Annotated in this window: 18 protein-coding genes; 13 read left to right on the forward strand and 5 right to left on the reverse strand. The window is 63.7% G+C overall.

Features of this window, described 5'->3' with window-relative positions; translation table 11 throughout:
- Nucleotides 1-119: 119 nt before the first annotated feature.
- The 6 genes from miaA to ACXAED_RS19125 all read left to right on the forward strand — a co-directional run bounded on the left by miaA (nucleotide 120) and on the right by ACXAED_RS19125 (nucleotide 8,485).
- Nucleotides 120-980 carry a tRNA (adenosine(37)-N6)-dimethylallyltransferase MiaA gene (gene miaA, locus ACXAED_RS19100; protein ID WP_475052388.1) on the forward strand — a complete coding sequence of 287 codons (861 nt, stop codon included), beginning with the start codon at nucleotides 120-122 and terminating at the stop codon, nucleotides 978-980.
- Between the two features lie 126 nt (nucleotides 981-1,106).
- Entirely contained in the window at nucleotides 1,107-1,919 is an 813-nt protein-coding gene (locus ACXAED_RS19105; protein WP_475052390.1) for a helix-turn-helix transcriptional regulator, read from the forward strand.
- Between the two features lie 302 nt (nucleotides 1,920-2,221).
- Nucleotides 2,222-3,886, forward strand: coding sequence for an ABC transporter substrate-binding protein (locus ACXAED_RS19110; RefSeq protein ID WP_475052392.1), 1,665 nt, complete (start codon nucleotides 2,222-2,224; stop codon nucleotides 3,884-3,886).
- A gap of 123 nt (nucleotides 3,887-4,009) precedes the next feature.
- The gene (locus tag ACXAED_RS19115) at nucleotides 4,010-5,062 is read left to right on the forward strand and encodes an ABC transporter permease (protein WP_475052395.1); all 1,053 of its coding nucleotides are present in this window, start codon (nucleotides 4,010-4,012) and stop codon (nucleotides 5,060-5,062) included.
- Between the two features lie 15 nt (nucleotides 5,063-5,077).
- A complete protein-coding gene (locus tag ACXAED_RS19120) occupies nucleotides 5,078-6,292 on the forward strand; it encodes an ABC transporter permease (RefSeq protein WP_475052397.1) in 1,215 nt (404 codons plus the stop codon).
- A gap of 102 nt (nucleotides 6,293-6,394) precedes the next feature.
- Nucleotides 6,395-8,485: a dipeptide ABC transporter ATP-binding protein gene (locus ACXAED_RS19125; protein ID WP_475052400.1), complete on the forward strand. Its 2,091-nt coding sequence runs from the start codon at nucleotides 6,395-6,397 to the stop codon at nucleotides 8,483-8,485.
- A gap of 56 nt (nucleotides 8,486-8,541) precedes the next feature.
- On the opposite strand, the gene ACXAED_RS19130 is transcribed toward ACXAED_RS19125, so the two are convergent.
- The 3 genes from ACXAED_RS19130 to ACXAED_RS19140 all read right to left on the reverse strand — a co-directional run bounded on the left by ACXAED_RS19130 (nucleotide 8,542) and on the right by ACXAED_RS19140 (nucleotide 11,204).
- Nucleotides 8,542-9,978 carry a tetratricopeptide repeat-containing sulfotransferase family protein gene (locus ACXAED_RS19130; RefSeq protein WP_475052402.1) on the reverse strand — a complete coding sequence of 479 codons (1,437 nt, stop codon included), beginning with the start codon at nucleotides 9,976-9,978 and terminating at the stop codon, nucleotides 8,542-8,544.
- 141 nt (nucleotides 9,979-10,119) lie between these two features.
- Complete coding sequence (locus tag ACXAED_RS19135; RefSeq protein WP_475052405.1) at nucleotides 10,120-10,494, reverse strand: hypothetical protein; 375 nt, start codon at nucleotides 10,492-10,494, stop codon at nucleotides 10,120-10,122.
- Between the two features lie 125 nt (nucleotides 10,495-10,619).
- On the reverse strand, nucleotides 10,620-11,204 hold the full coding sequence (locus ACXAED_RS19140; RefSeq protein ID WP_475052407.1) for a lytic transglycosylase domain-containing protein: 585 nt from the start codon (nucleotides 11,202-11,204) through the stop codon (nucleotides 10,620-10,622).
- Between the two features lie 232 nt (nucleotides 11,205-11,436).
- Between ACXAED_RS19140 and ssb the strand changes: the two genes are divergently transcribed.
- Entirely contained in the window at nucleotides 11,437-11,973 is a 537-nt protein-coding gene (gene ssb, locus ACXAED_RS19145; protein ID WP_475052410.1) for a single-stranded DNA-binding protein, read from the forward strand.
- Between the two features lie 425 nt (nucleotides 11,974-12,398).
- Nucleotides 12,399-14,558 (forward strand): methyl-accepting chemotaxis protein, encoded by a 2,160-nt coding sequence (locus ACXAED_RS19150; protein WP_475052413.1) that lies wholly within the window; start codon nucleotides 12,399-12,401, stop codon nucleotides 14,556-14,558.
- 79 nt (nucleotides 14,559-14,637) lie between these two features.
- Here the strand turns inward: ACXAED_RS19150 and aroB are convergent, their stop codons facing one another.
- Together aroB and ACXAED_RS19160 are read right to left on the reverse strand one after the other, a co-directional pair.
- Nucleotides 14,638-15,744 carry a 3-dehydroquinate synthase gene (gene aroB, locus ACXAED_RS19155; RefSeq protein WP_475052416.1) on the reverse strand — a complete coding sequence of 369 codons (1,107 nt, stop codon included), beginning with the start codon at nucleotides 15,742-15,744 and terminating at the stop codon, nucleotides 14,638-14,640.
- Nucleotides 15,744-16,334 carry a shikimate kinase gene (locus ACXAED_RS19160; RefSeq protein ID WP_475052418.1) on the reverse strand — a complete coding sequence of 197 codons (591 nt, stop codon included), beginning with the start codon at nucleotides 16,332-16,334 and terminating at the stop codon, nucleotides 15,744-15,746. Before ACXAED_RS19160 ends, aroB begins: the two co-directional genes overlap by 1 nt.
- Nucleotides 16,335-16,415: 81 nt before the next feature.
- Here ACXAED_RS19160 and ACXAED_RS19165 point away from each other — a divergent pair, with 81 nt between their 5' ends.
- The 5 genes from ACXAED_RS19165 to ACXAED_RS19185 all read left to right on the forward strand — a co-directional run bounded on the left by ACXAED_RS19165 (nucleotide 16,416) and on the right by ACXAED_RS19185 (nucleotide 22,063).
- Nucleotides 16,416-16,565 (forward strand): hypothetical protein, encoded by a 150-nt coding sequence (locus tag ACXAED_RS19165; protein WP_167332331.1) that lies wholly within the window; start codon nucleotides 16,416-16,418, stop codon nucleotides 16,563-16,565.
- A complete protein-coding gene (locus ACXAED_RS19170) occupies nucleotides 16,555-18,072 on the forward strand; it encodes a hypothetical protein (RefSeq protein WP_475052421.1) in 1,518 nt (505 codons plus the stop codon). Before ACXAED_RS19165 ends, ACXAED_RS19170 begins: the two co-directional genes overlap by 11 nt.
- A 1-nt stretch (nucleotide 18,073) precedes the next feature.
- Nucleotides 18,074-19,018: a site-specific tyrosine recombinase XerD gene (locus ACXAED_RS19175; protein ID WP_475052424.1), complete on the forward strand. Its 945-nt coding sequence runs from the start codon at nucleotides 18,074-18,076 to the stop codon at nucleotides 19,016-19,018.
- 62 nt (nucleotides 19,019-19,080) lie between these two features.
- On the forward strand, nucleotides 19,081-20,391 hold the full coding sequence (locus tag ACXAED_RS19180; RefSeq protein ID WP_475052427.1) for an HlyC/CorC family transporter: 1,311 nt from the start codon (nucleotides 19,081-19,083) through the stop codon (nucleotides 20,389-20,391).
- A gap of 37 nt (nucleotides 20,392-20,428) precedes the next feature.
- Complete coding sequence (locus ACXAED_RS19185) at nucleotides 20,429-22,063, forward strand: MFS transporter (protein ID WP_475052430.1); 1,635 nt, start codon at nucleotides 20,429-20,431, stop codon at nucleotides 22,061-22,063.
- Nucleotides 22,064-22,103: the final 40 nt, after the last annotated feature.

A 22,103-nucleotide genomic window follows, 5' to 3' on the forward strand; every position in this document is an offset into this window, starting at 1 on the left:
CAGAAGATGTGAGGGTTAATTTGCGCGCAAAATGGAGTAAATCGCTGCGGGTTTCAATGCGCGCAGCGCGGTTTCCGCCGAGTTTTGCGGAACCGGCATCAAAGACGGATCGCAACCGCATGAACCTGCCCGACATCGACCCGGATCTGCCTGTGCTGATCGCAGGCCCCACCGCCTCCGGGAAGTCCGCCCTGGCGCTGGAGATTGCCACCCGTCAGGGCGGCATCATCGTTAACGCCGATGCCAGCCAGGTCTATGACTGCTGGCGGGTGATCACCGCCCGCCCCTCGCCAAAGGAGGAAGCCCAGGCGCCGCATGCGCTGTACGGCCATGTGGCGTATGACGCGGACTATTCGGCCGGCCACTGGCTGCGCGAGGTGCTGCCGCTGCTGGACGGCCCGGAGCGGCTGATTATCGTCGGCGGCACTGGCCTGTATTTCACGGCGCTGACCGAAGGCATGGCCGAGATCCCGCCCACACCGTCAGCGGTGCGGGCGTCGGGCGATGCCATGCCGCTGGAAGCGCTGAAGGCAAAGCTCGACCCCGAAACCGCCAGCCGCATTGATCTGCAAAACCGCGCCCGTGTTCAGCGCGCGTGGGAGGTGCTCAAGGCCACCGGACGCCCGCTGGCCAGCTGGCAGGACGACACCCCTGCCCCGGCGCTGCCGCTGTCCCGCTGCACCGCAATGGTGCTGAATTCGGACAAGGCGTGGCTTGAGGGCCGCATCCGCAAGCGGTTCGGCCTGATGCTGGATCACGGCGCGATGGCAGAGATTGAGGCGATGCAGGACCGATACGACCCCGCCCTGCCCTCCTGCAAGGCGATCGGGGTGCCGGAGCTGATGGGCTATGCCCGGGGGCAGCTCACCCTGGCGGAGGCCGAAGAGCGCGCCGCCATCGCCACCCGGCAGTTTGCCAAGCGCCAGCGCAGCTGGTTCCGCGCCCGGATGAAGGATTGGCGGCAGGTGGCGCTGCCGTAAACGGAGGGCGCCCAGCAGGCGGGTCAGTAAAATACCACTCAGTTTCCGCTTTTTCCGGCGGAAACTTGCCAGAATCAGCGTTTTCTGGCCTGTTGCGGCAATCTTTTTTACTGCCCAAGGCAACAGATGCCATTTGATCCAGATTTTTCCGGGGACATTCATACCGCCCCGCTTCTCAGCCTAAGCCCTGACGGCGCCTGGCAGACCTCGCTGTCGCACAGCCGCCGCGAACACCTGCTGATCTGGATCACCCGCGGACAGGGCCGCATGTGTCTCAATGGCGGGCAGCGCGGATTCGGGCCGCACAGCGCCATCTTCATCCCGGCGGGCACACTGTGGTCTGCAGAATTCTCCCGCCAGTGCCTGGGCCACGTTCTGACGATGACCGGTCCGCTGCTGCCGCCCTTTCCCGAAACGCCCTGCCACAGACGCTTCACCAGCCTCCAGGAGCAGACCCGGCTGACCACCCTGTTCGAGGCCATCAGCCGCGAGCAGGCCGCACAGGCACCGTTCTGGCGCCGCGCGGTGCAGGCGCAGTGCGAACTGGCCGCCATCACCCTGCGGCGCCAGCCGGACCCCGGCGCGCACTCCGCGCGCCAGACTGCGGCGCAGCGCCTTTGCCGGGCCTATTGCCAGCGCGTGGCCGGGCTGCAGGACCGGCAGGCCGCAATGGCGGATCATGCCGCAGCGCTGCAGGTGACGCCGACCCACCTGACGCGGGTCTGCAAGGCCGAAACCGGCAGGACCGCCGCCGCCCTGCTGACCGAACGCCAGCTTCATTCCGCACGCACTCTGCTGATCGCCTCCGACCTGGCCATTCGCGACATCGCCTCCCAGCTGGGCTTCGGCAGCGCCGCATATTTCACCAAATTCATCACGCAGCACACCGGCCAGTCCCCAAGCGCCCTGCGTAAACAAGCACGCGCGAAATCCCAATAGGTTGATCCGCTTGCAAATTCTCGCATGTTTGCCAGCTGGCGCCTGGTTTGGCCCCTATTACTGGGCAGTTTTGAACAGTATGCGGCCGTATGCCCTTTCCGTTTACAAAAACGACGCCGCAAATGTCGTATTTCTACCGTGAAACGACGAAACTGTGCATTGACGAAAGGGCATATCTCTGCCCGAATGCAGCTATGGGGAAACTTTAATCCGAAACGTGCTTCACAAACGCTCAGCCAGCCGCTGAGCCGATAGCCGTTTCGTAAGATAATACAAACAAACGCTACAACAGGGAGACCTAAATGACCAAAGACACCATCAACGGAGCCCCGGTGCACTGGGCAGCAAAAATGCATGCCAAGGAAGTTCTGGAGGGCAAGCTCGGCCGCCGCGAATTTCTGACCCGCACCACCGCCCTGGGTGTAACCGCAACTGCAGCCTATGGCATGATTGGCCTGGCCGCGCCGGCCAAGGCCGCTGAGGGCATGCAGGAAGGCGGCACCTTGCGCGTGCAGATGGAAGTCCGGCCGCTCAAGGACCCGCGCACCTACGACTGGTCGCAGATGGGCAACCTGACCCGCGGCACCCAGGAATACCTGGTGGAATACAACAATGACGGCTCCATCAGCCCGATGCTGCTGGAAAGCTGGGAAATCAACGAAGACGCCACCGTCTACACGCTGAATGTCCGCCAGGGCGTCAAGTGGAACAACGGCGACGACTTCACCGCAGAGGACGTGGCCCGCAACATCGCCGGCTGGTGCGACAAGTCGGTCGAAGGCAACTCCATGGCCGGCCGTTTCGGCACCCTGATCGACGCCGACAGCGGCCAGGCCGTCGAAGGCGGCATCGAGGTGGTGGACAGCCACACCGTGAAGCTGAACCTGCCGTCCTCGGACATTTCGCTGATCGCCGGCATGGCCGACTATCCGGCAGCCATTGTGCATTCCTCCTTCCAGACAAACGACTTCCTGAGCAACGTCGGCACCGGCCCTTACGTGCTGACCGAACTGGAAGTGGGTGTGAAGGCGGCACTGGAGCGTAATGCAGACCACACCTGGTGGGGCGAAGCCGAATTTGGCAAGCCTGCGCTGGACCGCATCGAGTACATCGACTTCGGCACCGACCCGTCGTCCTGGCTTGCGGCGCTGGAATCCGATGAAGTGGACATGCTCTATGAATCGGTTGGCGAATTCATCGATGTGATGGACGGCCTCGGCTACAAGAAGTCTGAAGTCGTGACCATGTCCTCGATCGTGATCCGTCCCAACCAGCTGGCGGAAATCGACGGCAAGAAGCCTTACGCAGACAAGCGCGTCCGCAAGGCGATCCAGATGGCGGTCGACAACTCGGTCTGCCTGGAACTGGGCTATGGCGGCCGCGGCGAGCCTGCGGAAAACCACCATGTCGGCCCGATCCACCCGGAATACGCCGAACTGCCGCCGCAGAAAGTGGACCCGGAAGGCGCCCGCGCGCTGATGGAAGAAGCCGGCATGCTGGACTTCGAGCATGAGCTGCTTTCGATCGACGACGACTGGCGCCGGAACACCACCGACGCGGTTGCCGCGCAGCTGCGCGACGCTGGCATCAAGGTGAAGCGGACCGTGCTGCCGGGCTCGACCTTCTGGAACGACTGGGCGAAATACCCGTTCTCCTCCACCAACTGGAACCACCGCCCCCTGGGCGTGCAGATCTGGGCGCTGGCCTACAAGTCCGGCGAAGCCTGGAATGAGTTCGGCTGGGCGAACGAGGAGTTCGACGCCCTGCTGGCCGAAGCCCTGTCGATTGCCGACGCGGACAAGCGCCGCGAGATCGCCAAGAAGGGTGAGATGCTGATCCAGGAGGAAGGCGTGACCATCCAGCCGTACTGGCGCTCGCTGTACCGCCACATGCGCGAAGGTGTCATGGGCGCGGACATGCACGTGTCCTTCGAGCATCACCACTACAAGTGGGGCTGGGCCGCTTAAGCCGGCTCCCGGCTCCGCTCCGGCCTCCTGCACCGCCCCGCCCGGGGCGGTGCAATCCAGCAAAGACGATAAGAGACCCGCACCTGCGCACGGGTCCGATCCGCCAGACTGACAGGGGACCCCATGGGACTTTTCATTCTCCGACGCTCGGGCGTGATGCTGCTGACGGCCTTGTGCCTGACGTTCATCGTGTTTTTCCTGACGAACCTCTACCCTAACCTTGAGAAACTCGCCAAAACCCAAGGCAACTTCCGTATGTCGGATGAGGCTGTGGCCAGCTGGCTGGATGCCAACGGCTATGGCGGCACGATGGTCTCCAAGTACGGCCAGTGGCTCGGTGTGCTGCCGGGCTGGACCCGCGAGACCGAGACAGGCATCACCGGCCGCTGCATCACTGGCGCTGTCAGTGCAGAGCAAGCCGCCGAAGCCCCCACCTTCTGCGGCATTCTGCAAGGCGACTGGGGATATTCGACCCGGTTCAAGGATGAAGTCTCGTCGATCATCACCGAAAGGCTCGGCAACACCGGCCGCCTGATGTTCTGGGTGCTGGTGCTGATGGTGCCATCGGCACTGATCATCGGCGTTCTGGCGGGCATGCGCGAAGGTTCGGCCACCGACCGGACCCTGTCCACCGCGTCGATCCTGACCACGGCAACGCCCGAATACGTCTCGGGCGTGATCTTCATCGCCGTGTTCACGTCGTCCACGGTCGGTCTGAAGTGGTTCAAGGGCACCGCAACCTCAGCGATGGATAATCCGACATTTGAGAATTTCTTCCTGCCGGTGCTGACCATTGCGCTTTACGGCATGGGATACATCGCCCGGATGACCCGCGCCTCGATGACCGAGGTGATGACTGCGCAATACATCCGCACCGCGCGCCTCAAGGGCGTGAGCTTCCACAACATCGTTCTGAAGCACGCGCTCAGGAACGCGCTGATTGCCCCCTTCACCGTCATCATGCTGCAGTTCCCCTGGCTGCTGAATGGCGTGGTGATCGTCGAAACCCTGTTCAACTACAAGGGCTTCGGCTGGGTGCTGGTGGAAGCGGCGGGCAACAATGACATCGAACTGCTGCTGGCCGTCTCCGTGGTCTCAGTCGTCGTGGTGCTGGTCACCCAGCTGATCTCCGATATCGGCTATGTGTACCTGAACCCGCGTATCCGGATCTCTTAAGGAAGGCAGCTGAGCATGGAACCTCTTGGTTTTTTTGAAATCACCCTGCGGATCATCTACCAGCTGTCGCCGGTCTGGATTTCACTGGTGATCCTGTTTGCACTCTCGATCGGCTTCAAACGGCGGCTGGGTCTTTACGGCAAACTGTTTGACAGCCCCATCGGCATGATCGGATTCGGGCTGGTGATGTTCTGGGTGTTCACCGGCATCTACGGTGCCATGGACATGATCGTCACCCATGACCCGCTGACCCAGGTCTCGGGCATGAAGAACAAGCTGCCCGGCACCCCGGTGCGCGGTGCAGGCGAAGAAGAGTACCAGTATTACCTGCTGGGCGGCGACAACCTGGCCCGCGACGTGTTCAGCCGCCTGGTGAAAGGCGCCTGGGAAGTCATCAAGATTGCCCCGATGGCCGCGGTCTTTGCCTTTATGGTGGGGATCACCCTGGGCCTGCCTGCGGGCTATTACGGCGGCAAGCTGGACACGGTCCTGTCCTTTGCGGCGAACCTGATCCTGGCCTTCCCGGTGATCCTGCTGTTCTACCTGCTGGTCACACCCGAGATCGTCGCCACCGGCGTGCCGAACTATATGGCGATCATTCTGTTCATCTTCCCGATCATCTTTGTCGGGGTGCTGCTGAACTCGCGCTATTACACCCGCCCCAAGCTGCGCAACTGGCTGCTGCCGGTGGTGCTCGGGACCATCATCTGGTTCTACCTGCAGCTGGTGTCCAACGGCGGCTACCTGATCAACACGCCGGAATACGCGATCTGGGGCCTGCCCCGGGCGATGGACCTCTTTGATATCCCTGGCGGTATCCTGGTGGTGTTCGTGTCTGTTGTCTTCGTCAACTCGCCCACGGTGTTCCGCATCGTGCGCGGCCTGACGCTGGACATCAAAACCCGCGACTATGTGGCGGCCGCCCAGACCCGCGGCGAAGGCCCCTGGTACATCATGCTGTGGGAGATCCTGCCCAACGCCCGCGGACCGCTGATCGTCGATTTTTGCCTGCGCATCGGCTACACGACTATCCTGCTGGGCACCTTGGGCTTCTTTGGCCTTGGCCTGCCGCCGGAAAGCCCGGACTGGGGATCGACCATCAATGACGGGCGCAAGCTGCTGTCGATCTACCTGCACCCGGCGCTGCCGCCTGCTTTCGCGCTGCTGACACTGGTGCTTGGTCTGAACCTGCTGGCCGACGGCCTGCGCGAAGAGAGCCTGAAAGACTGATCCGAACCGGCGGGACCGGGGGCCAGCCCCCGGACCCCCGGGATATTTGAGGCCAGATGAAAGGGATCCGGTTCCTTCCAGCCTCAACAGGGAGACAAGAACATGATCAAAATGGCAGACTACAACGGCCCGATCCTGGAGATTGACAAGCTGTCGATCTCCTTCTTCACCCGTCTGCGCGAAATCCCCGCGGTGATGGATTTCTCCGTGGCGGTGCAGCCGGGCGAGGCCGTGGGCCTGGTCGGCGAAAGCGGCTGCGGCAAATCCACCGTGGCGCTGGGGGTGATGCAGGACCTGGGCAAGAACGGCCGCATTGTCGGCGGGACCATCAAGTTCAAGGGGCGCGACCTGAGCGAGATGAGCGCGGAAGAGCTGCGCGACATCCGCGGCAATGAGATCGCGATGATCTATCAGGAGCCGATGGCCTCGCTCAATCCGGCGATGAAGATCGGCAAGCAGCTGATGGAAGTGCCGATGATCCACGAAGGCGTCAGCGAGAAGGAAGCCTATCAGCGCGCCCTGGAAGTGGTCACCGACGTGCGCCTGCCCGACCCGGAGCGGATGCTGAATTCCTTCCCGCACCAGCTGTCGGGCGGCCAGCAGCAGCGTATCGTGATCGCGATGGCCCTGATGTCGAAACCCTCGCTGCTGATCCTTGATGAGCCCACCACCGCGCTCGACGTGACGGTGGAGGCCGCGGTGGTTGAGCTGGTCAAGGATCTGGGCAAGAAATACGGCACCTCGATGCTGTTCATCTCCCATAACCTAGGACTGGTTCTGGAGACCTGCGACCGCTTGTGTGTGATGTATTCCGGAGAGGCCGTGGAACGCGGCTCGATCCACGACGTCTTCGACGAGATGCAGCATCCCTATACCCAGGCGCTGTTCCGCTCGATCCCGCTGCCCGGCGCTGACAAAAACGCCCGGCCGCTGGTCGCGATCCCTGGCAACTTCCCCCTGCCCCACGAACGGCCGCCTGGCTGCAACTTCGGCCCCCGCTGCGACTATTTCGAAGAAGGCCGCTGCGATGCCGACCAGGTGATCCCGATGCGGCCGGTAAAGGGCAATGACCGGCACGAGACCCGCTGCCTGCGGTTCGAGGAGATCGACTGGAACGCGCCGCTGACGCTGGGCGAGCAGAAGGAAAAGACCGCGCCCGGCAACGTCGTGCTGAAGATGGACAACCTCAAGAAATACTATGAGGTTGCCGCCAATGCGCTGTTCGGCGGCGGTGAGAAGAAGGTTGTGAAGGCCAACGAGACGCTGAGCTTTGAGGCGCGCGAGTCTGAAACCCTCGCCATCGTCGGCAAATCCGGCTGCGGCAAATCCACCTTTGCCAAGGTGCTGATGGGTCTGGAAACCGCAACCGAGGGCCAGATCCTGCTGGATAACCGCAATATCGAGCAGATCCCGATCGAGGAGCGCGACACCAAGACCGTCTCTGACGTGCAGATGGTGTTCCAGAACCCGTTCGACACGCTAAATCCGTCGATGACTGTGGGCCGCCAGATCATGCGGGCGCTGGAAATCTTCGGGGTGGGCGGTTCCGAGGCCGAACGCCGCAAGAAGATGCTGGAACTGCTCGACCTGGTGAAACTGCCGCGGGCCTTTGCCGACCGGATGCCGCGGCAGCTCTCGGGCGGTCAGAAGCAGCGTGTGGGCATCGCCCGCGCCTTTGCCGGCGGCGCCCGCATTGTCGTGGCGGATGAGCCGGTCTCGGCGCTGGACGTGTCGGTTCAGGCCGCCGTCACCGATCTCCTGATGGAGATCCAGCGCAAGGAAAAGACCACACTGCTGTTCATTTCGCACGACCTGTCGATCGTGCGCTACCTGTCGGACCGGGTGATGGTGATGTATTTGGGCCATGTGGTGGAGCTCGGCACCACCGACCAAGTGTTCGCACCGCCCTACCACCCCTATACCGAAGCCCTGCTGTCGGCTGTGCCGATTGCGGATACCTCGGTCGAAAAGGAGCATATCGTTCTGGAAGGCGACATCCCGTCGGCGATGAACCCTCCCCCGGGCTGCCCGTTCCAGACCCGCTGCCGCTGGAAGTCAGAAGTGCCGGGCGGATTGTGCGAGCGCGAGGTGCCGCCGGTGCGTCAGCTGGGTGATGGCCATCAGGTCAAATGCCACCTGAGCGACGAGGTGCTGGAGCGGATGACACCGGTGATCAAGGTCGCCGCTGAGTAAAGCCGCGCAATCTCAAGTCTAGACATCAGGCAGGGGCCCGCCCCTGCCTTTTTCACTCAAGCACCGGCGGCCTGCCGGTCCCAGGCCTGCCATGAGCCGATCCATTCGGATCCGCCAAGCGCACCGGCCAGAGGCTCAAGCTCTTCCTGGTAACGCCGCCACTTGCCAAGTGCGCCTGTGTTGATTTTCTCCCGGACCTGGAGGAGCGACGCCGTGTTCACCGCGGCTTCGTTTTCCTCAGGACGCAAACAGGCCTCGTGCCAGTCCAGGCCGGCATGCGCAAGCAGCGCCCGGATCTGCTCCTCGGGGTGTGAAACAAGCGCTTCATAGGATTGGATCCGCAATTGGCTGCCCAGTTTGCTCTGGTAGTCCTGAACCGACGACAGAACGCTGCGGGTGATGTGGCCGATCCACTCAAGCCGGGCAGAGAATCCATTGCCCGCGAAAAAATTGGTTTTGAAGTTTGACAGGCCGGTATCCAGCGGATGCCGTGACATGAACACGAACCTGGCATCGGGCAGCAGAACATGCGCAAGCCCTAGCTCAAAGCAGTTCAGCGGCATCTTGTCGAGCACGACACGCCCCTCCGGACGCTCGTTCTGAAAGGCGCATTGGTAGAAATACGCCCGGAACTGGCGGATTGCCTCCTCGTCGAGCTGACCGAACCAATCCCACCAGCCGGTGCCGCCGCCGCGGGCCGCAACATATTGCCGGACGGCACCGGCAGTCTTGTCCAGTGCGCTGCTTTCTCCGATGCTGCAAACCTCTGGATGCCGGCTGAGAGAGCTTTCCACCAGCGTGGTTCCAGAACGCGGCATCCCGGTGATAAACAGCATGCGGGAGACGTCAGCATCTGCCTGTGCGTCAGCGGCGCGGCAAGCCTCAAAAACCCTGGCCTGATCCTTCACACGCGTACCGACACTCTCAGCATCGTAATCCGCATCCTTAAGTTCATTTGCCGATTTGTAATGGGCAAATGCCAGTTTGAAGTTCCCCTGCTTTTCCTCGATCCTGGCAAGGGTTGTATGCGCCAGAACCTGCTCCGCGACAGAGACCGTGGCGGATGCCGCCAGCGCCTTGAGGCGCGAAACATGGGGGCTGTCGACCGGAAGCGGCTGCACCAGGTTCAATCCGGCGATGAAACTGACATTCTCCGGCGACAGCTCCAGGGCCTTGCGATAGGCAGCGGCAGCACCGGTCCTGTCGCCGGCAGATGCCTTCATGGCCGCGAACTTTCCCCAGGCCGCCGCGTTGGCGGGCAAGGCGTCCAGAAGGAGCTCCATCAGTTTCAAGGCCGTCTGGCAATCGCCTACCCGGAAATAGCAGACCGCGGCCCGGTCCAGCACTGTTGCGTCGCCAAAGTCCGACCTCAGCACCGGGATGAGCAGCTGCAGCGCCTGCGCGAACCTGCCCCCGGCCATCAGCTGGTCCACGGCCGCTAGACCGCTGCGGGGGGATGTTGCCAAAGCACTTTTGTCCAGCGTCCGGGTCATGGGGCCTCCTTGCTCCGCCGTTTGGGAACAAGGTTAAGGCCACATGGTTTACAAGCAGTGAAGAGGACACGCGGAGCCCAGCTGCGGCCGGCCGAGACCTGCTGGAGCGCCGGACACAGCCAGTCGCGGGTCTGACAGGTGTCAGCTCAGCAGCAGCACCGCGATCATCAGCAGGTTCATTGACGCAAACTGCAGCAGCTTCGGCGCAAGGCTGCCCCTGACAGCCGCAAAAAGCGCTGCGGCCACAGAACCCGCCAGCCCCGCCAGGGCAAGGCTGCCGCCAATAGCGCCGGCCAGCCCGGTGCCAGGTCCCCATGAGGAACCAGGCAGCATCATGCCCTTCAGGCCGACACCGATCAGGATACCCGTCACAGCCCCCGCCAGGCTTGCCACCGCACTGCGCGGCTGCCGCGGCAGCCGCCCGGCCAAGACGCTGTCAATCATCTGCCGGGTCGGAACTGGGCTCGGCTGCCAGTTGATCCTGCCGATCCGCTCGTCGAAGCTATTGATATACAACACTTACCCTCCAATTCCCGCCGCCAATTTCACGAAAAATTAAGGCAAATGCGTGACGCTGGAACGGAGTTAACGGGGCATTAAGGGGTGTTACTGCGGTATTAACCAAGCCGGGAACAGCCGTCTCAGCTGCCCCAGATCTTCCTCACATAATTACGGGTTTCCTTGTAGGGCGGGACTCCGCCGTGTTTCACCACTGCCTCCGGCCCCGCGTTATACGCCGCCAAAGCCAGCCGCCAGGAGCCGAATTTGCGGAACTGCCGCGCCAGGTAGCGGGCGCCGCCTTCAAGATTCTGCTTTGGTACCGACGGATTGACCCCAAGCGCCCGCGCAGTGGCAGGCATCAGCTGCGCAAGCCCCAGCGCTCCTTTGTGCGACTTGGCATTCGGGTTCCAGTTGCTCTCCTGCTGCACCAGCCGCAGGAACAGGTCCTCTGGCACTCCATGCTGGCGGGCTGCTGCGCGCGCCATCTCCAGATACTGCCCCCTGTACTTGCCATTATATGGCAGAGTGCCCGCGGCGGAGGGAATCCCGTAGGTCTGCGGCTGCAGCCTGGCAGAATTCTTGTACTGCGCAGCGGCGCGGCCATCCAGAACCCTGGTGTGGGCGGCAAACAAGTCGCGCCTGCTCTTTGTGCTCAATACATCGGCCGCAACTGGCTGCCCTGCTGCCATGACCGCGATCACCAACCCCGCAACGGCTTTGCGCATTTCCGCTGTCCTGATACTGTCCCACTGCGGGCAATATACCCAATGCGAAACAAAATTAAAGCAACACAGGCGTGAACCACCGCAAATCCCGCGCCGGCGGCGTCCAAAGCATCCACAGATGCCTGCTTTTCACGCTGGTCATGGGGCTATACTGTCGCCGGAACGCGGCGGGGCCGGATTCGAGCCCGGCCGTTGCTGTACACGACGAACAGAAACTAAAGGACGGAACCCTATGGCCGGCTCACTCAACAAAGTCATGCTCATCGGCAACCTGGGCCGCGACCCCGAGGTGCGCAGCTTCCAGAACGGCGGCAAGGTCTGCAACCTGCGCATCGCCACCTCGGAAACCTGGAAGGACCGCAACACCGGCGAGCGCCGCGAAAAGACCGAATGGCACTCCGTCGCGATTTTCAACGAGGGCCTGGTGCGCGTCGCGGAACAATATCTGCGCAAGGGCTCCAAGGTCTACGTCGAAGGCCAGCTGCAGACCCGCAAGTGGCAGGACCAAAGCGGCCAGGACCGGTATTCGACCGAGGTGGTGCTGCAGGGCTTCGGTTCGACCCTGACCATGCTTGACGGCCGTGGCGAAGGCGGCGGCGGCGGCGGTTACGGCGGCGGCCAGGGCGGTGGCGGCTACGGCGGCGGCAGTCAGGGCGGCGGCTACGGCGGCGGCTATGACAGCGGTTCGCAAGGCGGCGGCAGCAGCAGTGGCGGCGGATACGGCGGCGGCGCCTCCCACAACATCGACGACGACGAAATTCCGTTCTAAGGCCAGCCGCCTCGGCAAGCCTGCCATTTCCGAACACAGAGGAGCTCCCAGGCGGTCAGCCTTGGGAGCTTTTAAAATTGTCGCGGTGCTTTCCGGTGTTTTAACGGTTTGCACGGCAGCCTCCTGCCCCGGCGGCGGCGCCGCCCCCTTCGGAAAAAACAGGGCCGGCAGGCGGATGCTCCTTCGCACTCTTCGCATTTTCCCAGAAGTTTCAAAGGTATGCCGAACTGACCACCACACCGCCGGTTGACTTCGAGCCGGTTGGCCCGGGCGTTCCGGACGTGCGCCGCCCCGTTCTCCCAAGTAGCCGAATATTAAGAGACCGGATGCATGCTGAATGCAATTATGGCGATAAATGTGTGACAAAGGTTCTGGTTATGAGTATGCGCTTTTTGCGGCACCTCTCCATAAGGGTGAAGATCACAATGCTGCTGGCAGCGCCGCTGCTCCTCAGCCTCTGGTTTATGGGTAACAAGCTGGTCGAACTGTACCAGCGCGCACAGGTGAACACTGTGCTGGCCGGGGAGCTGCTGGACAGCACCAGCAGCCTTGTGCACACGCTGCAGGTCGAACGCGGGATGAGCGCAGGCTACCTTGGCGGAGCCTCTGCGGCGATGCCGGAAGCGCTGCTTGGTATCCGCAAGAAGAATGACGCCGCTATGGCCGGATTTCTCTCCCGCCTCAAAGGTATCGAACGCGGCCAGCTGAGCGGCGAGGCCCTTCAGTCCATCGGCGTTGCACAAACGGAACTGGACCGGATAGAGGGTATCCGCCAGCAGATCGCCGCCCGGTCCTTACCTGTGCGCGCCGCGGTCGGATATTACACCGCTTTGAACACCGCGCTGATCCAGACCGGGCTGTCCATAGCCCAAACAATCGACGACCCCGGCATCTTCAACGAGGCTGTTGCCCTGTCGCTCTATTTGCGGGCCAAGGATGCGGCCGGGCTTGAACGCGCTGCCGGCGCTGTCGGGTTTGCCAATGGCTGGACGCCCGCTGATTTTCAGGCTTTTGCCGTCAGCCACGAGCGCTTCAAAGAACGTCTGGCACGTTTTCTCGACTTTGCCACCGCCGAAGAACGCGCCGCGGTGAACAGCCTGAAAAGCACCCCTGAGGTGAAGGGGTTTGAGGAATTTCAGCAGGCAATTTTGACCGGCGGCGACCTCTCGGGCATGAACGGGGACGCGTGGTTCGCAGCCGCGACAGACATGCTGAAGGTCCTGCGCGGCAGAGAAACCGCCCTAATTCAGAACCTCAAAGACGGCATGGCGGCGTACGACGCGCAGAACAATCAGCAGCTGACCGAAATGGCCGTCCTTGCTGCGGTACTGCTTGCGGCCGTTCTCGCCCTCAGCCTGGTCGTCGCCCGCGATATGACCAAGGGGCTGTCCGTGCTGAACAGCGCCTTGAGGAAACTTGCCAAAGGTGACGCCAGCACCGAGGTTCCCGGCGCGGGCCGCCGGGACGAGATCGGCGCAGTCGCCCGCAATGTCGTCGAACTGCGCACGGTGACCCAGCAGAAACAGGCAGAGGAAACCCGGATCGAACGGACACGCCGCGAAGAAGTTCTGCTGGTGGCCCGCCGTATCGGCGCAGCGTTGACGGATCTGCAGAACAAGCGGCTGGACCACCCGATCAAAGAGGTCTTCCCAGAGCAGTTCAAATCGATCCGCACGGACTTCAACAACTCCCTGCACGCGCTGAGTGAAGCACTCTCCGCCATCGGCGAACTGAGCACGAGCGTCGACGAAAGCACCCGGTCGATCGCAGAAGCCTCAACAGATCTGGCACACCGCACCGAGGCCGAGTTGGCGACGCTGGAGAAGACCACGCAAGCCATGCGCGACTTGACCGCCAGCGTGCAGGATTCGGCAAGAAACGCGGATCGTGCCGAACACCTGGCGGACAGTGCCCGGAACCAAGTCAAATCCTGCGACCAAGTGGTGAGAAAAACCGTTGCCGCCATGGACAAGCTGCAGGAATCCTCTCAGGAAATCTCGCAGATCACCAAGGTGATCCAGGATATCGCCCTTCAGACCAACCTGCTGGCGCTGAATGCCGGGGTCGAGGCGGCCAGGGCCGGGGACGCCGGCCGCGGCTTTGCGGTGGTCGCCAGCGAGGTCCGGATGCTTGCGCAGCGCTGTGCGGATGCGGTGCAGCAGATCGACGAGCTTACCGCCCGCAGCTCCGAACAGGTCAAGAACGGCGCCTCGCTGGTCGATCAGGCAGGCCAGGCGATGTCCAGCGTGAACGAACAGGTCGGGGAAATTTCCAGCCTGGCCGTAGAAATCGCCGCCAACATCAAGGAACAGTCGGTGCAGATGGGCGATGTCAATACTGCCGTCGGCGAGCTGGAAGTGATGGCACAGCAGAATGCCGCCATGGCCGAGCAGACCACCGCCGCCACCACCTCCCTTTCGGAGCAGGCGCAGGATCTGCGGGTACTCGTCACCCAGTTCACCGTTCCCCGGGCGTCTGGCCCGCTGCCCGTGCTGACCCGCCCGTCCGGCAGAGCGGAGCCGCACATGACCATCGGCTTTGACGCCGGTCAGCCCGGATTTGCCTCCGGCAGCGCCGCGGCCTGAGCCGGGCCGCCGCCGGCACTGAATACAAACAGGGCAGCCACTGCGGCTGCCCTCTTGGTTTCCTGTCTAATCCCGCCCGTCAGGCGCCGGCGCTGCGCAGCACCGACAGGACCTGCTCCGGCGGCACGTCTCCGGTCACAAAGGCCTCGCCAATGCCGCGCGCCAGGATGAACCGCAGCTGGCCCGCGACAACCTTCTTGTCCTGCCCCATCAGCTCCAGCAGCGCCTCGGCGCCGGGCAGCTCGCCGGGGATATCCGCCAGATCGGTCTTCATTCCCATCGCCTTCAGATGCGCCCGCACCCGGCTGGGGTCTTCCTGGGAACACAGCCCCAGTTTCGCCGACAGCTCAAACGCCAGCGCGCAGCCGATCGCCACGCCCTCGCCATGCAGCAGCCGGTCCGAATAGCCGGTCGCGGCCTCCAGCGCATGGCAGAAAGTATGCCCCAGATTGAGCAGCGCCCGGTCGCCCTGCTCCGTCTCATCGCGCACGACGATGTCCGCCTTCATCTGCACCGAGCGCGCCACCGCCTCGACCCGTGCGGCGACATCGCCAGCCGCCAGGGCCGGGCCGTTTTCCTCGAGCCAGGCAAAGAACGCCGCATCGCCCAGCAGCCCGTATTTCACCACTTCGCCATAGCCGGACAGGAAGTCGCGCGGCTTCAGCGTTTCAAGAACCGAGGTATCGGCCAGCACCAGCGACGGCTGGTGGAAGGCGCCGATCAGGTTCTTGCCCTGCGGCGCGTTGATGCCGGTCTTGCCGCCCACGGAACTGTCGACCTGCGCCAAAAGCGAGGTCGGGATCTGCACAAACCGCACTCCGCGGCGCAGAACAGCAGCGGCAAAACCGGCCAGGTCACCGATCACCCCGCCGCCAAAGGCGACAACCACGTCGCCCCGCTCCACCTTCTGTTCCAAGAGCCACTCCACCGACCGCGTGAATTGCGGCCAGCCCTTGGTCGCCTCGCCCGGCGGCAGCGCCAGCGCCGTCATCTCCACGCCCGCAGCCGCCAGCCCGGCGCGCAAAGCGTCCAGGTGCTTCTCCGCCACGGTCTCGTCGGTCAGCACCGCCACCTGCGGCCGTTTCAGCAGCGGCCTGATACGCTCGCCCGCCTGCGCCAGCAGCCCGGGCCCGATCACGACGTCATAGGCGCGGTCGCCCAGAGGCACGTGAACCGTACGTTCCATCATTTCCACTCCAGTACATCGGGGCGTGCCTTCAAGGCGTCCAGCACGCGGTCAACCATGGTTTCGATTGCGGCCTGGCCGTCAGAGGCAACCGTCAGATCGGCCTTGGCATAAAGCGGCACCCGCTGCTCGTACAGGCCCCGAAGCGTCGCATAGGGATCGGCGGTGCGCAGCAGCGGCCGGGTGTCGCGGTGGCGGACACGGTTCCACAGCACATCCAAACCTGCGTCCAGCCAGACAGAAACCCCTTTGGCGGTGATCACCTCACGGTTCTCCTGCGCCAGGAACGCGCCGCCGCCGGTCGACAGCACTCCGCGCTCCTCTTCCAGCAGGCGGGCAATCACCTGCCGCTCCTTCTGGCGGAAAAACGGCTCGCCGTCGCGGGCGAAAATCTCCGGGATGGTCATGTTGGCAGCGGCCTCGATCTCATGGTCGCTGTCCAGAAAGGGCACATCCAGCCGGGCCGCCAGCGCCCGCCCCACAGCGGTCTTGCCGGCCCCCATCATCCCCACCATCACGATGGTTTTCTTCAGTTGCCCAGGCACCGGGCCCGCCGCCTTCTGGCCGCTGATTTGCTCTTTTTCGCTCATTCTTCAGTGAATGACGTGATCTTGCGCAAAAGGGAATATATAACTTGGTCAAAAGAGCAGGAAACAGGCATTGGACACGATATGGGGCGTTTGATTAAGTATCTGGTCTATTTGGTAGTTCTGGCCGGTATCGGGCTGGTTGGCTACGCCTATGTGGGGCCGTGGTTCGGCGCCGATTTCCGCGCGCCCAGCACCGAAGTGCGCAAGCCGGTGGTGCTGAATGCGGATTAAGGCGGCTGCCGCAGGGGTCATGCTGGCAGGCAATGCCTTCGCCAACGAGCCTCTGGCAGCGATTGACTGGCTGAACCAGCCGCAGCCGCGCAGCGGCCTGCCCGGCACCGTTCTGCTGGAACCGCCGGTCACCGGCACCGCGACGGTGCCGCCGGTGTCCGTCACCCCGCTGGAGGCGCTGCTGCCGCCTGTCGGGCTGGTTCCGGCTGCCGCAACGGGGCTTCCGCCCGACATGTGGCGCGGCAGCAGTGCTGATGAGGTCGCCCGCCTGATCGAAACCGTGCCGGTGCGCGGCAGCCCGGCGATGCAGGCGCTGCTGTTCACCCTTCTGCTGTCGGAAAGCCGCCCGCCTGCAGCCTCCAAGGACAAGATCCTGCTGGCCCGGCTCGACCGGCTGCTGGCGCTCGGGGCTGCGGACCCGTCGCAGGCGCTGGCGGAACATGCTGGCCCGGCCAAAAACAAGGAGCGGTTCGCCCGCTGGTTCGATGCCACTCTGCTGACCGGCAGCGAGGATGCCTCCTGCAAGGCACTGGCCGCCGAGCCGCATTTGACGGACAGCTATGACGACAGGATCTTTTGTGCGGCGCGGCGCGGCGACTGGCCGACTGCGGCGCTGATGCTGGAAACCGCCCATGCGCTGGAACTGCTGCCCAAGGAGCGGATGGACCTGCTGGACCGTTTCCTCAATCCCGACCTGTTTGAGGGGGCGCCGCCGCTGCCCCATCCGGCGGAACCGGATCCGCTGACCTTCCGCCTGTTCGAAACGATTGGCGAGCCGATGCCCACGTCGCCGCTGCCGCCGGCCTTTGCCGCGGCGGATCTGCGCGACATTGCCGGCTGGAAAGCGCAGCTGGAAGCGGCGGAGCGGCTGGCCCGCGGCGGCGCGCTCAACCCCAATCAGTATCTCGGCCTGTTCAGCGACCGCAAACCGGCCGCATCGGGCGGCATCTGGGACCGGGTTGCAGCGGTGCAGCAGTTGGAGCACGACCTGAATTCCGGCCGTGCCGAAGCAGTTGCCGCTTCCCTGCCCCGCGCATGGGAGGCGATGCAGCAGGCGGGCACCGAGACCGTTTTTGCCGACCTCTTTGCCGAGCCGCTGGCGCGCGCCGGGCTGGACGGCCCCGTCAAAGCGCTGGCCTGGCGTATCCGCCTGTTGTCTCCGCTCTATGAACTGGCCGCGCATGACGCCCCCGCGGAAGGAACCCGGGAGCAGTTCTTGGCAAGCCTCGCCCGCGGACGCCCCGGCGAGGTCCCGGCCCCGTCGCCGCTGGCGGAAGCCATTGCGCTGGGATTCGCCGCAGAACCGCCCGTCCCGGCCGTGATCCGGCAGCTGCTGGACAATGGCCAGCTGGGCGAAGCGATCCTGCGCAGCATGGTGCTGTTTGCGCAAGGTTCCGACGGCAACCTGGGCGACCTGACCGCCGCGCTGGCCGCTTTCCGTGCGGTTGGGCTGGAGGACACCGCCCGGCGCGCCTCATTGCAGCTGATGCTGCTGGAGCGTCAGTGACATGGCAGCTCCTTCCGCGAACTTCCAATGGATCTCTACCTTCCTCGATGCCCAGGCAGCAGAGACCGGCGCCTCGCAGAACACGCTCCTGGCCTATGGCCGCGACCTCAAGGACCTGACCGCCTGGCTGGAGCACCGCTCCCTGGATTTCCTCACCGCCTCCCAGGACGATATCGAGGCCTATCTGATCAATTGCGACGCCCAAGGGCTGGCGCGCTCCACCCGGGCCCGGCGGCTGTCGGCGGTCAAGCAGATCTACCGCTTCGCCTTTGAGGAAGGCTGGCGCGAAGACAATCCAGCGATCCAGATCCGGGGACCGGGCCGCGAGAAACGGCTGCCAAAGACGCTCGAGGTGATCGAGGTCGACCGCCTGCTGGAGGCCGCCCGCCAGACCGGCCGGAGCAAGGCCGACCGGCTGCGCAACACCTGCCTGATGGAGCTGCTCTATGCCACCGGCATGCGGGTGACCGAGCTGGTGTCGCTGCCGGTCTCCGCTGCCCGCGGCGACCCGCGGATGCTGCTGATCATGGGTAAGGGCGGCAAGGAGCGCATGGTGCCGCTGTCGCCGCCCGCGCGCGAGGCGCTGGCAGTCTGGCTGCAAGTCCGTGACGAGGCAGAGGCCGCGCGCGAAGCGAAGGGCAACCCGGCCTCCCGCTTCCTGTTCCCATCGCGCGGCAAATCCGGCCACCTGACCCGGCACCGCTTCTACCTGCTGATCAAGGAACTGGCAGTGACCGGCGGCGTCTCACCGGACAAGGTCACCCCCCACACGCTGCGCCATGCGTTCGCCACCCACCTGCTGGCCAATGGCGCCGACCTGCGCGCGATACAGGCGCTTCTGGGGCACGCCGACATTGCCACCACCGAGATTTACACACACGTATTGGACGCCCGGCTGCAAGAACTGGTGCTGGAGCATCACCCGCTGGCACAGGATCAGGCCTGACGCTTGAAGCGGCGCGGGCCAGACCCCATAACTGTGCAGACATTCTCAACAACGGACTCCAAATGGACCCCGCCACTACTGTTTTTGACAGCGATTTCTGGATCACCGCCGGCTCGATTGCACTGTTGCTTGTGTGCTCCGGCTTCTTTTCCGGCTCCGAGACCGCGCTGACCGCCGCCTCCCGCGGCAAGCTGCGCAGCCAGGCCGACAAGGGTTCGGCGGGAGCCAGACGCGCGCTTTTGATTACCGAAGATAACGAACGGCTTATCGGTTCGGTCCTGCTGGGCAACAACGTGGTCAACATCCTGGCGGCTTCGCTGGCCACTGCGCTTTTCACCCGCCTCTTTGGTGAAAGCGGCGTTGCGATGGCGACGCTGGTAATGACCCTCCTGGTGCTGGTCTTTGCCGAGGTGCTGCCCAAGACCTACGCCATTTCCAACGCTGAAAAGGCCGCCTCGGCGGTCTCGGCACCGATCGCTATTATCGTCAAGGTGCTGTCGCCGGTGGTGGGCGCGGTGCGCCTCTTCGTGCGCGGTGTGCTGCGCGTGTTTGGCGTGCAGATCGACCCGGACAGCCACATCATGGCTGTGCGCGAGGAGATTGCCGGCGCCCTGCACCTGGGCCATTCCGAAGGCGTGGTCGAGAAAGAGGACCGCGACCGCATCCTGGGCGCGCTCGACCTCTCCGACCGCTTTGTCGAGGAGATCATGCTGCACCGCTCCAACATCGAGATGATCGACGCGGACGCGGAGCCTGAGACCATCCTGGAGCAATGCCTGCAAAGCCAGCACACCCGCCTGCCGGTGTTCCGCGGCGAACAGGAGAACATTATCGGCGTGGTTCACGCCAAGGATCTGTTCCGCACGATGTACACCGAGGCCGGCGGTGCCGAGGGCGATAGCGAACGGCTCAAATCCTTCGACATCACCAAGGTCGCCAAGGCCCCCTATTTCGTGCCCGAAACCACCACCCTGGACGAACAAATGCGCCAGTTCCTGCGGATGCGTTCGCATTTTGCCCTGGTGGTGGACGAATACGGCGCCCTGCAAGGGCTGATCACGCTGGAGGATATCCTGGAAGAGATCGTTGGCGAAATCACCGACGAATTCGACCCGGACGAGGAAAGCATCGTCAAGAAAACGACCGAAGGCTCCTATCTGGTCGACGGTGCCGCCACCATCCGCGACGTGAACCGGGCCACCGAATGGAACCTGCCGGACGACGAAGCCAACACCATCGCGGGCTTGGTGATCCACGAGGCGCAGATGATCCCCACCAAGGGCCAGGTGTTCTCCTTCCACGGCTTCCGCTTTGAGGTGACCGAACGGGAAGGCAACCGGGTCACGGGGCTCAAGATCCGGCCCCTGTTGTGAGCCCAGCTATGCGGCTTGTGATGAGGCAGGTGCAGGCATGACGCGCGCGGCGGTGCTGGCCTGGAACGGGTTCGACCGGGTCGTTCTGGAGCTGTTCCGGCAGCTCCGCTGGTCCTTCCTGCCGCCGCTCCTGATCTATTTCGCCTATGGCGCGCAGGGCATTACCACCGTCGCCGCCTCGTTTTTTGTCAAAGAATACCTGGACTTGTCGGCTGCCTTTCTGGCCGGACTGGCATTCTGGGTCGGCCTGCCCTGGGCACTGAAGATGCCGCTGGGCCATCTGGTCGATCTGATCTGGCGCTGGAAATACCTGCTGATCCTTGCAGGCGCGGGGCTGATGGCCGGCAGCTATGGTATCCTGGCCGCCATCGTTCTGGAGCCGGCGATGATGAGCGCGGTGATGCCGCTCAATGCCTGGTATGTCACTGCCGCTCTGCTCGCACCTTGCGGGTTCGTGCTGCAAGACGTGGTGGCTGATGCCATGTCGGTGGAGGCCGTGCCGCACACCGACGCGCAGGGCAATCCCTTGCCCGAATCTGAAACCAAGTCCCTGCACACCACCATGCAAACCTTCGGCCGCATCGCGCTGATTGGCGGCTCCAGCGCCGCCGCGGCCCTTAATGTCGCGCTGTTCGACGGCGCGGATGCACTGCCGCAGGCGGAGAAAGGCGCGCTTTACGGCTTTGTCTTCACCCTTGCGCTGCTGATCCCGGTGATCTCGCTGTCCGGCGTAGCGCTGGCGATCTGGCAAAAATGGCGCAAGGCTGCCCAGCTGCGCCGGGCTGGTGTCGCGGAGAACGAGATCCGCAGCCGCATCGAAATCCCGCGCGAGCCGGTCGCCCCGAACCATTGGTATTTCATCGGCGGCGGCGCCTTCGTGGCGCTCTCCCTCGCCGTGGGTCTGGGCGACGTGCCCTATTCGCAGGAAATCGTCTTTGCCGGCTCCATGGCCATCGTCCTGTTCCTGATGCGCCAGCTGGTCGCCGTGCTGCCCACGGATCAGGCCCGCGCCCTGATCGGCACCGCCATCATCATCTTTGTCTACCGCGCCACCCCTCTGCGCGGCCCCGGCGCGACCTGGTTCGAGATTGACGTCCTGGGGTTTGACCAGCAGTTCCTGTCCGTCCTGTCCCTCATCACCTCACTGCTGACGCTGGCGGGTATGCTGATCTTCCGCCCGATGATGGCCAGCCGCCCGATTGCCTGGATCGTCGCCTTCCTCGCCATCACCGAGGCGGTCCTCAGCCTGCCCAACATCGCGCTTTACTACGGCGCGCACCACTGGACCTCCGCCATGACCGGCGGCGTGGTCGACGCCCGCTTCATCGCCATCGTCGACACCGCTGTGGAATCCCCGCTGGGCCAGGTCGCGATGATCCCGATGCTCGCCTGGATCGCCCGCAACGCGCCTTCGGGGCTCAAGGCGACCTTCTTTGCGGTAATGGCCTCCTTCACCAATCTGGCGCTCTCGGCCTCCAGCCTGGGCACCAAATACCTGAACGAGATCTTTGTGGTCACGCGCGAAGTCACAAATTCGGCAGGCAACATCACCACCCCGGCGGATTACTCCCAGCTTGGCATGTTGCTGATCACGGTTGGCGTCATTCTCCTGGCAGCCCCGCTTACGGCGATTTTCATCATCCAGAACAGCCGCTTCCGCACCTCTGAATAACCCTAGACAGCGCAGACGGCCTGGAAGCGGCACGCCATGC

The organism is Leisingera sp. ABM4_103 (genome assembly GCF_056158685.1).

Excerpts from the sequence above, each read along its gene's own strand:
- miaA (WP_475052388.1), top strand. The coding sequence starts at position 120 with ATGAACCTGCCCGACATCGACCCGGATCTGCCTGTGCTGATCGCAGGC.
- ACXAED_RS19105 (WP_475052390.1), top strand. The coding sequence starts at position 1,107 with ATGCCATTTGATCCAGATTTTTCCGGGGACATTCATACCGCCCCGCTT.
- ACXAED_RS19110 (WP_475052392.1), top strand. The coding sequence starts at position 2,222 with ATGACCAAAGACACCATCAACGGAGCCCCGGTGCACTGGGCAGCAAAA.
- ACXAED_RS19115 (WP_475052395.1), top strand. The coding sequence starts at position 4,010 with ATGGGACTTTTCATTCTCCGACGCTCGGGCGTGATGCTGCTGACGGCC.
- ACXAED_RS19120 (WP_475052397.1), top strand. The coding sequence starts at position 5,078 with ATGGAACCTCTTGGTTTTTTTGAAATCACCCTGCGGATCATCTACCAG.
- ACXAED_RS19125 (WP_475052400.1), top strand. The coding sequence starts at position 6,395 with ATGATCAAAATGGCAGACTACAACGGCCCGATCCTGGAGATTGACAAG.
- ACXAED_RS19130 (WP_475052402.1), bottom strand. The coding sequence starts at position 9,978 with ATGACCCGGACGCTGGACAAAAGTGCTTTGGCAACATCCCCCCGCAGC.
- ACXAED_RS19140 (WP_475052407.1), bottom strand. The coding sequence starts at position 11,204 with ATGCGCAAAGCCGTTGCGGGGTTGGTGATCGCGGTCATGGCAGCAGGG.
- ssb (WP_475052410.1), top strand. The coding sequence starts at position 11,437 with ATGGCCGGCTCACTCAACAAAGTCATGCTCATCGGCAACCTGGGCCGC.
- ACXAED_RS19150 (WP_475052413.1), top strand. The coding sequence starts at position 12,399 with ATGCTGCTGGCAGCGCCGCTGCTCCTCAGCCTCTGGTTTATGGGTAAC.
- aroB (WP_475052416.1), bottom strand. The coding sequence starts at position 15,744 with ATGGAACGTACGGTTCACGTGCCTCTGGGCGACCGCGCCTATGACGTC.
- ACXAED_RS19160 (WP_475052418.1), bottom strand. The coding sequence starts at position 16,334 with ATGAGCGAAAAAGAGCAAATCAGCGGCCAGAAGGCGGCGGGCCCGGTG.
- ACXAED_RS19165 (WP_167332331.1), top strand. The coding sequence starts at position 16,416 with ATGGGGCGTTTGATTAAGTATCTGGTCTATTTGGTAGTTCTGGCCGGT.
- ACXAED_RS19170 (WP_475052421.1), top strand. The coding sequence starts at position 16,555 with ATGCGGATTAAGGCGGCTGCCGCAGGGGTCATGCTGGCAGGCAATGCC.
- ACXAED_RS19175 (WP_475052424.1), top strand. The coding sequence starts at position 18,074 with ATGGCAGCTCCTTCCGCGAACTTCCAATGGATCTCTACCTTCCTCGAT.
- ACXAED_RS19180 (WP_475052427.1), top strand. The coding sequence starts at position 19,081 with ATGGACCCCGCCACTACTGTTTTTGACAGCGATTTCTGGATCACCGCC.
- ACXAED_RS19185 (WP_475052430.1), top strand. The coding sequence starts at position 20,429 with ATGACGCGCGCGGCGGTGCTGGCCTGGAACGGGTTCGACCGGGTCGTT.